The following is a 12,447-nucleotide window of genomic DNA, read 5'->3' as shown; positions in this document are numbered from 1 at the left end:
CCCTCTCTACTCCCGATACGGGTCGGCGATCCCGACGTAGCGGGTTTCGAGGTACTCCTCGATGCCCTCGATGCCCCCCTCCCGACCGGTGCCCGACTGCTTCACCCCGCCGAAGGGAGCTGCGGGGTTCGACACGATTCCCGTGTTCAGGCCGAACATGCCCACCTCGAGCTCTTCGGCGAGCCGAAGCCCACGGTTCAGGTCACGCGTGAACGCGTAGGCGACGAGCCCGAATTCGGTGTCATTGGCCAGCCGCACCGCCTCTTCCTCGGTGTCGAACGTGACTATCGGTGCAACCGGGCCGAAGATCTCCTGGCTCAGGATGCGCGCGCCCGCCGGCACGTCAGTGAGCACTGTCGGCTCATAGAAGTAGCCCGCTCCCTGCACCACCCGCCCCCCGAGCGCCAGCGTCGCCCCCTCGGCGACAGCAGAGGTGACCAGTTCGTGCACCTTCTGACGCGTGGATTCGTCGACCAGCGGGCCGATCTTCGATGCCGGGTCGGTGCCCCGCGCGATGGTGTGCGCCGCCATTCGCTCGGTGAGACGGCGGGAGAATTCACCCGCCACTCCCCTCTGCACCAGAATGCGGTTCGCCGCCGTGCAGGCTTCCCCTCCGTTGCGGAGCTTGGCGAGCATGGCACCGTCGACTGCCTTGTCGAGGTCGGCATCGTCGAAGACCAGGAGCGGCGCGTTGCCACCGAGCTCCATCGACACGCGGAGAACCTGCTGTGCCGCGTCGGCGATCAGCCGTCGGCCCACCTCTGTCGAGCCGGTGAATGAGAGCTTGCGCAGCCGGGAATCTGCAATCAGAGGCCCGGTCACAGCGCCGGCACGGGTCGTCTGAATCACGTTCAGCACCCCATCGGGCAGGCCCGCTTCGCTGAGCACCTGAGCGAACAGCAGGGCGGTGAGGGGCGTCAGCGCAGCGGGTTTCAGTACCATCGTGCAGCCGGCGGCGATCGCCGGAGCAATCTTTCGCGTGGCCATCGCGAGCGGAAAGTTCCACGGAGTGATGAACAGGCTGGGGCCCACCGGCCGTTTCATGACGAGCAGACGGCTGTTGCCATCGGGCGCCATAGCGAATCGCCCGGCGATTCGAGCAGTCTCCTCTGAGAACCACCGCAGAAATTCGGCACCGTAGGCGACTTCGCCGCGCGACTCGGCGAGTGGCTTGCCCATCTCCAGCGTCATCAGCAGTGCAAAGTCATCGGAACGCGCCGTGACCGCGTCGAATGCGCGCCTCAGAATCTCGGCACGCTCCCGAGGGGCTGTGCGTGCCCACGGGCGTTGCGCACCGACAGCCGCATCGAGGGCGGCGGCCCCGTCAGCGGGTGTGGCGCTGGCGATGGTGAGCAAGGCATCACCGGTCGACGGGTCGATCACGTCGAAGGTGCCGCCGTCGCTGGCCGGGCGCCAGACACCGTCGATGAGCAGACCCGTAGGCAGCGACGCGAGCAGCGCCCGCTCGTCGGCGGGAGTCGGGTTGGCCGAAACGATGCTCACAGTGCTGCCTCCAGAATCGCGACGATGTCGCCGACGGTGGGTTCGATGGGGTTGTTGATGGTGACGGCATCGGCAAGCGTGTCGTCGGCGAGCGATGCAAGATCTTTCTGCGTGACGCCGAATCCCGACAGCGTCGCCGTCATGCCCACCGCGCGGGCCAACGATGCGATAGCGGCGATAGCCGCGTCGGCGTTCTCGGCCACGGATGCCCGGCTGTCGCCCACGCCCAGGGCGAAAGCCACACGGGCCAACCGTTCTTCGCGCGCCGAGCGGTTGAACCGCAGCACGCGCTCGATCACGATGCAGAGTGCGAGGCCGTGCGGAATGTTGAACCGGCCGCCCAGCGGGTGGGCGATGCCGTGCACCAGCCCCAGGCCCGTGTGCGAGAAGCCGACGCCGGCGATGTGCGACGCGAGCAACAACTGTGAACGCGCTTCGATGTCGCTCCCGTCGCTGACCGCCCGCGGCAGAAACTCTGCAACCGTCGAGATGACCTGCAGAGCGATGCCATCGCTGTAGGGGTTGGGCTGTCGTGACAGGTACGACTCGAGTGAGTGGGTGAGGGCATCCATACCGGTCGCCGCCGTCGCCGAGGCGGGCAGGCCCACCGTGAGGTCAGGGTCGAGCACAGCTGCACGCGCGAGTGCACTCGACGAGCCCACGTAGAACTTGCGATGCTGCACGACGTCGGTGACGACGCCGAAGGCATTGACCTCGGCGCCGGTGCCGGCCGTCGTGGGCACCGCCACGATCGGCAGTGCCGCAACCGCGAAGTCACTGCGGTAGTCGAGTTCGATACCGCGGTTGGTATTCACGGCCCCGAGGGCGATGCCCTTCGCCGCATCCATCGACGAGCCTCCGCCGACCGCCACCAGGGCGCCGACACCGGTGTCGCGAGCGATATCGCTCCCTTCGTCGACCGAGGTGGTGGTCGGGTTCGGGGTCACGCCGCCGTAGACCGACACGGCGATTCCGGCGGCTTCGAGTGACGCGCGAACGGCTGCCACGACCGGCGATGCCGCGAGAAATGCGTCGGTGACGATGAGCGCGCTCGTTGCCCCCGTAGCGGCGGTCACCCGACCGACCTCCAAGACCCGCCCGCGGCCGAAGTACGCAAACGGCTTCGGGTCGAGATCGAGGTTCATGTCGCTGAGCGCGACGTTCTGGGCCGGAAGGATGCTCATGCGAACACCTGCTCGCCCACGGTCGCCGGCGCGCGGCGCAGCTCGACACCGATCAGGTCTTCGTAGAGCTTCACCGGAGTCATCTCACCGGCCCGGTCGCCGTACTGGGCTTTGGCCCGACGGTAGATCTGTTCGACGAGCCCCGACAGCTCGGCGGGAACCCCCACGGAACGGGCAAGATCGATCGACAACCCCAGGTCTTTGCAGGCCAGCGCGATGGCGAAGCCCTCGTCGTAGTCGCCGTGATCGAGGATGCCCAGCACATCATTCTCTACAAAGTTGCTGTTCGCCGGGCTCGCGATGAGCGATTGGCGCAGCACCTCGAGGTCGACCCCGGCCTTGACCCCGATGGCCAGCACTTCGGCCGTGGCCACGAGGTGCGAGAACCAGAGCTGGTTGATCATCAGTTTGACGGCGTACCCCGCACCGGCCTTCCCGACATGCAGAATCCGCTCAGGGTCGCCCATCGCCTCGAAAATCGGTCGCAGGCGCTGCAGGTCGCTCGCCTCGCCGCCGACGAAGATCTGCAGCATGCCGTTGGAAGCACCCACCGACATGCCCGAGACGGGAGCGTCGACGATGTGCAGACCCCGGTCTGGGTGGTCTGCCCGTACCCGGTTGGCCACCTCGGGCACTGACGTCGACATGTCGATCCAAGTACCTCCGTCACGAATGCCGGCCAGGATGCCGTCGAGACCGTTCACAACGGCATCGACGTGTCGCGGGGTGGGCAGCATCGTGATGACCACGTCGCTGGCCGCCGCCACCTCCGCGGGCGTGTCAGCCCAGATCGCGCCGCCCGCGAGCAGCTCTGCTGCGGCTTCCCGGCGGATGTCGTTCACAATGAGCGCGAAGCCCGACTTCTGCAGGTTGCGGGTCATGCCCGAGCCCATATTGCCCAGGCCGATGAAACCGACCGTGGTCGGTTGGCTGTTCGTCATTTCTCTCACTCTTTCGTGGTGCTGGCTGAATCGAGGCTGATCCAGGTTGTTTTCAGTGCGGTGTACGAGTCGAAGGCGTGCAGTGAGCGGTCACGGCCAGAGCCCGACTGCTTGACGCCTCCGAATGGGGTGATGACGTCGGCGACGTCGAAGGTGTTCACCCAGACCGTTCCGGCACGCAGGTCGCGCGCCGCACGGTGGGCTGTCGTGAGGTCTTGGGTCCACACGCTCGCGGCGAGGCCGTACGCGCTCTCGTTCGCGACTCGAATGCCCTCTGCCGCACCGTGCACGGTCGTGACAGAGAGAGCCGGCCCGAAAATCTCTTCCTGCCCGATGCGACCGGCGTTGTCGACACCGTCGAACACCGTCGGTTCGACGTAGAACCCGTCGCCCAACCCGTCGGGGCGAACCCGTTCTCCGCCGTGCACCACAGCGCCCTCGGCGCGTGCGATGGCGGTGTACGCCAGCACACGATCGAGTTGCACCTCGCTCGCGATGGATCCGACCTGGGTCGATTCGTCGAGCGGATCGCCCAGAACCAGTGAGCGACCAACGGCGATGACCTTCTCGACGAGCTCATCGTGCACCCGGGCATCCACAATCAACCGGCTGCCCCCGTGGCAGGTCTGCCCCGCGTTGTAGAAGATTCCCCACGCGATGGCTGAGGCGCAGGCGTCGAGGTCGGCGACGTCGGCCAGCACCACCTGGGCTGATTTACCGCCCAATTCGAGCGAAACCTGTTTACCGTTCGACTCCCCCGCGTACGTGAGAAAACCTTTGCCCACCGCGGGCGATCCCGTGAACGCGATCTTGTCGACCAGTGGATGCCGGCCCAATGCCTGACCGGCCACCCGCCCCACACCGGGCACGACCTGAAGCACGCCTGCCGGCAGCCCCGCCTCACGGGCGAGTTCGGCGAGTTTCAGGGCCGACAGGCTGGTCAGTTCGGCTGGCTTCAGAACAACCGAGTTGCCGGCGGCGAGCGCGGGTGCGATCTTCCAGGCCGTGATGATGAGCGGGTAGTTCCACGGAACAACCGCACCGATCACGCCGAGCGGTTCGCGTCTAATCAGGGCGAGCGCGTTCTCGGGCGTGGGCGCAATTTCGTCGTACACCTTGTCGAGCGCCTCCGCGTACCAGCGCACGGTTCGCGCCGCGGTCGGCACATCGACAGCCCTGGCATCGCCGATGGGGTGCCCCGAGTCGACGGCTTCGAGCAGGGCCAGCTCGTCGAGATTCTCGAGCATCAGGTCGGCGAGCCGGAACAGAACGGCCTGCCTCGTTCGGCGGTCGGCCCGCGACCATACGCCGCTGTCGAATGCGGCGGCGGCGCCGCGTACAGCGCGGTCGACGTCAGCATCGCCCGCCGAACTGACCCGGGCGAACACGTGGCCGTCGCGGGGTGAGATCGTGTCGAAGGTTGCTTCGTCAGCGGCGGCGCAGAATTCCCCTCCGATGAAGAGTCGTGTTTCGGGCGCCAGGGCGGCGGCGGCTGAGATCCAGTCGGTCATCTTCTCTTTCGTTTCGTTTCGTGTGTGTCGCGTGCGGAGCGCCGGGTCACACGGTGAAGCGTTCGACGGCAGCCCAGTCGATCACAGCGCCGAGACCGGCTGCCTCTGGCACCACCAAGTCACCCTGGGCATCGATCATCAGCGGCTGCATGAAGAAGTCTCGCCGCTCTGGTGTCCACCCCGGTGGGTCGAACGGAAACTCGATGTACGGGCCCGCATCGACACCCGCAGCGACGTGCAGGTTGGCGAGCAGCCCGAGGCCGTTGCTCCAGGTGTGAGGCGTGAACAGGCGGTGCCGCAGATTCGCAGACTCGGCCACCTGGCGAGCGCGATACATGCCCACCGCCAGCGCGACATCGGGCTGGTAGATGTCGAACGCATCCTGCTCGATGAGCGACATGATCTCGGGCAGCGAGCGAACCATCTCGCCGCCGGAGATCTGGATGCCCGTCTGCGACCGTACCCGTCTGGCCCCCGCCACATCGACCTGAGGCAGAGGTTCTTCGAGCCACAGCACCCCGAGTTCGGCGAGTTGCGACGCGACACGCTGCACCTGCGCCAACGGCAGCGCGGCTTCGATGTCTCCCGACATGCGCCACATCTGGTTGAGGTCGACCATCAGGTCGAAGTCGTCGCCTACCGCCTCGCGGGTTCGGCGAACCGTCTCGATTCCCTCGGCCAGCCGGCCCCGCGCAATGCGGATCTTCATGGCGCGAAAACCGAGTTCACGAGCGGCGAGCGCGGATTCCGCCCGCTCGCCCGCGGGCCTCAGTTCGCCAGAGGAGGCGTAGGCCGGCAGCCGATCCCGGGCTCCGCCGAACAGAACGCTCACGGGCAGGCCGGCGACCTGCCCGATGATGTCCCAGAGCGCAGCCTCCAGCGGCCAGTAACGGCCGCCGTGGAAGTTGATGGTCTCGATGCGGCGAACCTGGTTGATGATCTGCAGCGGATCAGTACCGATGAAGAGATCGCGGTAGCTCTCGAACCCGTCCATCGTGTCACCGGAACCAACGCCCGTCACACCCTCCTCAGTGTGCACCTCCACGAGCGTCGCAGCGAAGTTGCGGCGCGGCTGCGGGTCCCATGCCGCGTTGAAGGGCGGCGTCAGTGGCAGATTCAGCCGAGTGAGACGAATGTCGGTGATCTTCATACGACGGCCGCCTTCGGAGTGTAGAACGGGTTCGACGCGGAGTTTCGAGCGGCGATGACGTGCTGTGTCTCCGGCAGCAGCCGGATGCCGTTCTCCAACGCAGTGCGAACCGAGCGTCGGTTGTTCTCGTAGACCGCTTCTGCGTCGTCTGCCGCCGGATTGACCCACACCGCCGCGATGATGACGTGGGTGTCTGCCTGCTGCAGGGTGATGATGCCGTCGGCCAACGCATCCGCCACACCGGCTGCGATGCCGGCCTGTGCCGGGCCCCAGACAAGGAGGCCGTGCTCGTCGGAGGCGGGCGCCGCCTTGGTCACGAACAGCGTCAACGGTTTGACCGGGAGCGACGGGCGTAACACGGTGACAAAGGGAACGTGACCGGCGCTGGGGCTTGCCAGGGAGGTGGCCCAGGCGACGCCCGCCGGGCCGTCACGATGCCCGAACACGGTGTTGACGTGTGCGGCATTCACCCCGTCGCCGATGAAACTCTCACCCAGACTCATGGGTTGCTGCATCAGATGAGGCCCTGCTCTGTGAGCCACTGCTTCGCGATGTCGGCGGGGTCGTCTCCATCGACATCTGCCTTGGCGTTCAGCTTCTGCATCTCTTCAGTGGTGAGCTTCGGAGCGATGAGGGCAATGACAGCAGCCATGCCGGGGTACTTGTCGAGGGTCGCCTGCTTCACGGTGAAAGCACCCTGGTAGACGGGGAAGAACGATTTGTCGTCTTGCATCACGGTCAGGCCAAGAGCAGGAATACGACCGTCGGTCTGAAAGACCTCACCGAAATTGCAGGTGTCGCCTTTCTGCGTGGTCGTGTAGATGACTCCGGTGTCGAGCAGAGCCACATTCGAGTCAGGAACACTCTGCAGGCCATACGCCTTCTTGACGCCCGGCCAGCCGTCGTCACGCGTCGAGAATTCGCTCTCGATACAGAACGTCTGCTCAGAAAGGGGCAGCTTCGCGATGTCGCTGAGCTTTGTCACGCCGAGCGATTTGGCCTTGTCAGAGCGAATCGCGAAGGCATACGTGTTGTTGAGCGGCGCCGGGTCGAGCCAGGCGATGCCGTTGGCCGCGTCGGCTTTCTTGGTTGCCGCGAACTGTGCTTCGACACCCTGCACGGGAACGGTGTTGTTGTTATAGGTGATCCACGACGTTCCGGTGTACTCCCAGTAGCCGAGAAACTGATCGCTCACCAGAGCAGCACGAACATTGGCCGAGCCCACCACGCTGGTGTTGGCTTTCGTCGAGGCGCCGTGGGCATTGAAGAGCTGGCTCGTGATGTTCGCCAGAATGTACTGTTCAGAGAAGTCCTTCGCTCCGATCTCACCGGTGAGGCCGGCCAGTTCTGAGCCTTTGCCCGATGACGAAGCAGCGCTGCTTCCGCCACCCGCGCAGGCACTCAGGGCGAGGGCTCCGACGGCCAGTACAGCCAGCAGTGCGGTGGTTCTTGTCTTGTTCATGGTGCTCTTTCTGTATGGGGTGAAGCTGTGTGGGGTGAAACTGTGGGGTGAAACTGTGGGGGTGAATCAGTGGGTCAAACGCCCTTCGGGCGGAGTACGTCTTCGGCGATGCTGGCAAGCCAGTCGATGAGCAGGGCGATGCAGGAGACGATCACGGCGCCGGCGATCAGCACAGGAAACCGCTGGAGTTTCAGGCCGTTGACGATCATGTCGCCGAGGCCTCCGGCGTTGATGAAGGTGGCGACAGTCGCCACCCCCACGCAGAACACCAGCGAGGTGCGCAGGCCCGCCAGGATCACGGGCACGGCCAGCGGAAGCTCGATGCGCAGCAACACCTGATTCGGGGTCATGCCCATCCCCCGAGCCGACTCGGTGACATGCGCGTCGATCTGCGAAAGCCCGACCATCGTGTTGCGGAGCACGGGCAGAAACGAATATGCAACGAGCGCGATCAACGCGGTCTGAAAACCGATCTGCCAGATGATCGCGAGCAGAATGATGAACCCGATGGCCGGAGTGGCCTGCCCGATGTTCGCGATGGTGAGGATCGCGCCGCGCAGCACCCGTGATCGGGTACGGCTCGCCACGATTCCGGCAGGAATCGCCAGCACGGCCACGAGTGCCGACGCTACAAAGGTGAGCACGAGGTGTTCCCGCGTGCGCAACAGAATGTAGTCCCAGTTGAGCGTTCGCTGCATGATGGAGTCGAGCGTCATGTTCGCCACCCACAGGTACAGAGCAAGTAGCACCACCGCGACCACGATCGGCGTGGCCACGCGGCGCGGGCTCCAGAACCGGGCGCGCCTGGCCTGCGGATCAACCAGAGCGGCCGTAGTGTCGCTCTCGAGTACCACGGCGAGTGTCATGAGCGCTCTCCGGCAGCGGGCGCGTCGAGGGCTGCGGCGCCGGCTCCCAGCGCGGCAGAGACCTGCGCTACGGAGATCGACGCCACTGTGCGCCCCCCGGTTGCGGTGACGGCGATGGCCGGCAGCCCTGTCAGCATGAGCAGGTCGAGGGCATCGCGCAGCGAGTCGCCTTCGTCGACCGAGGCATCACCCCGGGCATCCGATGCCCTCCCCAACTCGGCGTCGCCCACCGTGATGAGGCCGAGCCTCTTCAGTGCAGCACCCCGCCCGATGAACGAGGCGACGTAGGCGTTCGCCGGTGACGCGAGAATGTTCTCGGGGGTGTCGAACTGCTCGATTTTCGACTTCTCGCTCAGCACGGCGATGCGGTCACCCAGACGCACAGCTTCATCGAAGTCGTGAGTCACGAAGATGATCGTCTTGCCGATACTCTCCTGCAGGCGCAGAAACTCGAGCTGCAACTTCTCGCGGGTAATGGGGTCGGTCGCGCCGAACGGCTCGTCCATGAGCATCACCGGCGGGTCGGCGGCGAGCGCACGAGCAACCCCGACACGCTGCTGCTGGCCGCCCGACAGCTGCTTGGGGTACCTGTCGGCGAACTCGCGCGGGTCGAGCTGCACCACCGAGAGCAGTTCGTCGACTCGGTTTCGCGTCTTCTCCTTCGACCAGCCCAGCAGCTTCGGCACCACAGCAATGTTCTCGGCAATGCTCATGTGCGGAAAGAGGCCGATCTGCTGAATCACATAGCCGATGTGGCGCCGCAGCTCGTTCGGGTTGAGTGAGAGAACGTCTCTGCCGTCGATGGTGATGGTGCCGGAGGTCGGTTCGATGATGCGGTTGATCATCTTCATCGTGGTCGTCTTGCCGCAGCCCGACGGGCCGACGAACATGATGAGCTCGCCGGGCTCGACGTTCATCGAGAAGTTCTCGACCGCCGCAACCGACTGGTCGGCGTACACCTTGTTCACGTCACGCAGTTCGATGTGGGCACCGCTGGTATTGCGAACGGTCGTGATGCTCGTTGTGGTGTGGATGGTCTTCTCGGTCGCCGTGCCGCCGAGCATCCGGTTGCTGCCAGTGTCTGTCGTAGCGTCGGTCATGTCAGGCCCTCAGCCCCTTCGAGGTCGTGTATTTCGTGATGATGGTGAACAGGCCGTCGACGATGAGGGCCAGAACGATGACGCCGAGTGTGCCGGTGAGGGCGAAGTTCAGTGCGTTCTTCGAGCCGAGCGAGCTGAGGCCCTGAAAGATCATCTGGCCAAGGCCCGGGCCGCCGACGTACGCGCCGATGGCAGCGATGCCGATCGTGAGTTGTGCAGCCACGCGCACGCCGGTGACGATGACGGGCCACGCCATGGGCAGCTGGATGCGCAGCAGCACGGTGGGCGGGCTCATACCCATTCCCTTGGCCGACTCCATAATGGCGGGCGACACTTCGCGAAGACCCACAACGGTGTTGCGGATGATCGGAAGCAGCGAGTAGAGAGTCAAGCCGATCAGCGTGGGCGTCCAGCCCAGGCCGAACAGCGGAATCATGGCGGCGAGCAGCGCCAGCGAGGGAATCGTGAGAACGACAGCGGCGCTGGTGACGGCGAGCGAACGGCCGACTGGCCTGTTCCACACCAGGAGGCCCACTCCTACGCCCACAATGGTGGCCAGGAGAAGGGCGATGGCGACGACGAGCAGATGTTCGCCGATCAGACTGAGTATGTCGTCGTGGCGTTTGGCCCAGAAGGCCAGGAGGCCCGAGAGATCGAATCCGGTCACAGAACGTTCGTCTCCTTTGCTCTTCGTTGAGTAGTGCTTCAGCCCGAGGCTCGGGGTGAAGTGCGACAAAAGTGACCATATGGGCTGAGTGTCCTTTTGCGCAACTACTGTTGTGTATATGGCAACTACCCGTTAGTGTTGCGGCATGGATTCGCCTACAGCACCACGCCGAAACTCCGCTGGTCTCCGCCGTGACCTCGAGTTGCTCGAGACCCTGGGCTCGCCCGAGTCGGAGGCCAACGGGGGCCTCGGCGTGGTTCGTATCGCGGAGATCGTGGGCCGAGACAAAGGCCAGGTGTCACGCACTCTCGCGACTCTGGCCGATGCGGGCCTCGTTGCTCGCGACCAATCGACCCTGAACTACCGGCTCGGCTATCAGCTCTACGCGCTCGCGGCCCGCACGCTCGAATCCCGACTCGTGCGTGAGGCGCTGCCATTCCTTCGCCGAGTTGTCACCGCGACCCATGAAACTGCGCATTTGTGCGTGCTGCGAGGCGACAACGTACTCACACTCAGCAGCCAGCTGAGCGAGTATGCCTTTAGAGGCATAGGTTGGGAGGGGGTCAGTGTCGCCGCGTGGATGACATCGTCTGGCCGCGTACTCATCAGCGATCGAAGCGAGGCTGACGTCAGGGACTGGTATGACCGGCACGGCCACGATCGTCCTGTCACCGGGCCCGTTGCTCCCGTGTCGCTCGCCGCCGATCGCTCGGCCACCGCGTCTGTTCCGCTCTCCGATGAGGGCATCCCCTCGCCCAGCACCGAGACCGGCACTCCCCTCATTACCGACTTCGACAGCTTCATCAGCGAAATCACGCGCATTCGCGAGCGCGGGTACGCCACTGTCGATGAGGAATTCGAGATGGGTGTCGTCGGAGTCTCTGCGCCGGTCTTCGACTTTCGCGGCAACATCGTTGCTGCCATCAACGTCAGCGCGCCGAAAGCTCGGCTGGGGCGACACCTCGATGCGGTGGGAGAGCTCGTCGCCAGTATCGCTGCAGATCTCTCACTGCAACTCGGCGCAGGCTCGGCTCAGACGAGCACGTTCGGCGCCGGCGAGTGAACCTGGCCGGCGATCTTCGCGAAAGCGACCTCCATTGAACCAGTCACTGGCGCCGGCGCCGGCAGCAACTACGTGCTGATCATTCTGATGGGCAAGCACCGGGTGCGCACATTGAATCGCCGGCCCTCGTTCAAACCTCCGCCGTATTTGCCGCCGTCTGAGCGAGGCCGACGATTCGGCGTAGCCGTAGCTGCGGCGGAAAACACGCGCGCTGGTAACAGACCAGAGGCCGGACTCCCGCAGGATTCCGGCCTTCTTGTGTCGGGCTGACAGGATTTGAACCTGCGACCCCTTGACCCCCAGTCAAGTGCGCTACCAAGCTGCGCCACAGCCCGTGACAACCTGTTTATATTAGCCCAGATTCGGCAGCGCCGCGAACCACGGGCGCCGCTCGCGCGCGTCGCGGGGTACCGAGGCGGGGTGCAAAAGCAGCTCAGCCCACGTAGACCTCGGTGATGGTGGGCGCACCCGCGGGAACCGACAGCACAACGATGGCGTCACCGGCCTCGATCTCCCCCGCGGTCACCACGCGCAGGTAGGCACCGAGCCGGCGCGCGTCGGAGAAGCGTTTGACCCAGCCCCGGGCATCCGGGCCGCCCACCCAGCGGGCAAAGGTGGCGCAGGGCGAACGCGGCGAAGTCACTTCGACCACGACGCGCTCACCGATCTGCCAGCGCTCCCCCACGCGTGCTCCCGAAATGTCAACACCGCTGACGCGCAGGTTCTCGCCGAACCAGCCAGCAGCGAGGGGGCGGTTCAACTCGCGCTGCCAGTAGTCGGCGTCTTCTTGGGCGTAGACGTACAGGGCCTTGGCTTCGCCGCCGTGGTGATTACGACTGGCCTGAACATCGGCGTGCAGGCCGAGCTTTCGCACGCGAACCGGGCCCTCAACGGGGCGTTTGTCGATGGCCGTGGTTCCGACCGATCCGGCGTCGGCGATCAGCTGGTGCACGACACACGCTGCGAGAAGTTCTGCCATGAAAAAAGCCTAGCCCCCTGA

The 12,447-nt window shown here is 65.2% G+C and carries 12 protein-coding genes and 1 tRNA gene; 1 reads left to right on the top strand and 12 read right to left on the bottom strand.

The window, feature by feature from the left end; genetic code table 11:
* Positions 1–6: 6 nt before the first annotated feature.
* The 10 genes from D4765_RS11230 to D4765_RS11185 form a co-directional block, all read right to left on the bottom strand.
* A complete protein-coding gene (locus tag D4765_RS11230) occupies positions 7–1,503 on the bottom strand; it encodes an NAD-dependent succinate-semialdehyde dehydrogenase (RefSeq protein ID WP_237280391.1) in 1,497 nt (498 codons plus the stop codon).
* Positions 1,500–2,687, bottom strand: coding sequence for an iron-containing alcohol dehydrogenase family protein (locus tag D4765_RS11225; protein ID WP_136642386.1), 1,188 nt, complete (start codon positions 2,685–2,687; stop codon positions 1,500–1,502). The genes D4765_RS11230 and D4765_RS11225 overlap by 4 nt, the downstream gene beginning before the upstream one ends.
* A complete protein-coding gene (locus tag D4765_RS11220) occupies positions 2,684–3,673 on the bottom strand; it encodes an NAD(P)-dependent oxidoreductase (RefSeq protein ID WP_237280397.1) in 990 nt (329 codons plus the stop codon). The genes D4765_RS11225 and D4765_RS11220 overlap by 4 nt, the downstream gene beginning before the upstream one ends.
* Positions 3,634–5,139, bottom strand: a complete 1,506-nt coding sequence (locus tag D4765_RS11215) for an aldehyde dehydrogenase (protein WP_136642384.1) — start codon at positions 5,137–5,139, stop codon at positions 3,634–3,636. Before D4765_RS11215 ends, D4765_RS11220 begins: the two co-directional genes overlap by 40 nt.
* Before the next feature lie 46 nt (positions 5,140–5,185).
* A complete protein-coding gene (locus tag D4765_RS11210) occupies positions 5,186–6,289 on the bottom strand; it encodes a mandelate racemase/muconate lactonizing enzyme family protein (protein WP_136642383.1) in 1,104 nt (367 codons plus the stop codon).
* A complete protein-coding gene (gene fae / locus D4765_RS11205) occupies positions 6,286–6,792 on the bottom strand; it encodes a formaldehyde-activating enzyme (protein WP_237280390.1) in 507 nt (168 codons plus the stop codon). Before fae ends, D4765_RS11210 begins: the two co-directional genes overlap by 4 nt.
* Positions 6,793–6,803: 11 nt before the next feature.
* Positions 6,804–7,751 carry a glycine betaine ABC transporter substrate-binding protein gene (locus D4765_RS11200; RefSeq protein WP_136642381.1) on the bottom strand — a complete coding sequence of 316 codons (948 nt, stop codon included), beginning with the start codon at positions 7,749–7,751 and terminating at the stop codon, positions 6,804–6,806.
* Between the two features lie 74 nt (positions 7,752–7,825).
* Positions 7,826–8,617, bottom strand: coding sequence for an ABC transporter permease (locus D4765_RS11195; RefSeq protein WP_136642380.1), 792 nt, complete (start codon positions 8,615–8,617; stop codon positions 7,826–7,828).
* Complete coding sequence (locus D4765_RS11190; RefSeq protein WP_170225120.1) at positions 8,614–9,717, bottom strand: ABC transporter ATP-binding protein; 1,104 nt, start codon at positions 9,715–9,717, stop codon at positions 8,614–8,616. Before D4765_RS11190 ends, D4765_RS11195 begins: the two co-directional genes overlap by 4 nt.
* Position 9,718: 1 nt before the next feature.
* Entirely contained in the window at positions 9,719–10,384 is a 666-nt protein-coding gene (locus D4765_RS11185; RefSeq protein ID WP_136642379.1) for an ABC transporter permease, read from the bottom strand.
* Between the two features lie 145 nt (positions 10,385–10,529).
* Here D4765_RS11185 and D4765_RS11180 point away from each other — a divergent pair, with 145 nt between their 5' ends.
* Positions 10,530–11,447 carry an IclR family transcriptional regulator gene (locus tag D4765_RS11180; RefSeq protein ID WP_136642378.1) on the top strand — a complete coding sequence of 306 codons (918 nt, stop codon included), beginning with the start codon at positions 10,530–10,532 and terminating at the stop codon, positions 11,445–11,447.
* Between the two features lie 261 nt (positions 11,448–11,708).
* Here the strand turns inward: D4765_RS11180 and D4765_RS11175 are convergent.
* A tRNA-Pro gene (locus D4765_RS11175) sits at positions 11,709–11,782 on the bottom strand.
* 98 nt (positions 11,783–11,880) lie between these two features.
* Complete coding sequence (locus tag D4765_RS11170; RefSeq protein ID WP_136642377.1) at positions 11,881–12,426, bottom strand: MOSC domain-containing protein; 546 nt, start codon at positions 12,424–12,426, stop codon at positions 11,881–11,883.
* Between the last annotated feature and the right edge of the window lie 21 nt (positions 12,427–12,447).

The organism is Subtercola vilae, assembly GCF_004923255.1.
In the GTDB taxonomy this organism is placed as follows: domain Bacteria; phylum Actinomycetota; class Actinomycetes; order Actinomycetales; family Microbacteriaceae; genus Subtercola; species Subtercola vilae.
Note: the sequence above shows the minus strand (reverse complement) of the source record. Positions and strands in the feature narration are given on the sequence as shown.

What these genes read in the sequence shown, in the direction of transcription:
- D4765_RS11225 (WP_136642386.1), bottom strand. Translation starts at nt 2,687, where the DNA reads ATGAGCATCCTTCCGGCCCAGAACGTCGCGCTCAGCGACATGAACCTC.
- D4765_RS11215 (WP_136642384.1), bottom strand. Translation starts at nt 5,139, where the DNA reads ATGACCGACTGGATCTCAGCCGCCGCCGCCCTGGCGCCCGAAACACGA.
- D4765_RS11210 (WP_136642383.1), bottom strand. Translation starts at nt 6,289, where the DNA reads ATGAAGATCACCGACATTCGTCTCACTCGGCTGAATCTGCCACTGACG.
- fae (WP_237280390.1), bottom strand. Translation starts at nt 6,792, where the DNA reads ATGAGTCTGGGTGAGAGTTTCATCGGCGACGGGGTGAATGCCGCACAC.
- D4765_RS11200 (WP_136642381.1), bottom strand. Translation starts at nt 7,751, where the DNA reads ATGAACAAGACAAGAACCACCGCACTGCTGGCTGTACTGGCCGTCGGA.
- D4765_RS11195 (WP_136642380.1), bottom strand. Translation starts at nt 8,617, where the DNA reads ATGACACTCGCCGTGGTACTCGAGAGCGACACTACGGCCGCTCTGGTT.
- D4765_RS11190 (WP_170225120.1), bottom strand. Translation starts at nt 9,717, where the DNA reads ATGACCGACGCTACGACAGACACTGGCAGCAACCGGATGCTCGGCGGC.
- D4765_RS11180 (WP_136642378.1), top strand. Translation starts at nt 10,530, where the DNA reads ATGGATTCGCCTACAGCACCACGCCGAAACTCCGCTGGTCTCCGCCGT.
- D4765_RS11170 (WP_136642377.1), bottom strand. Translation starts at nt 12,426, where the DNA reads ATGGCAGAACTTCTCGCAGCGTGTGTCGTGCACCAGCTGATCGCCGAC.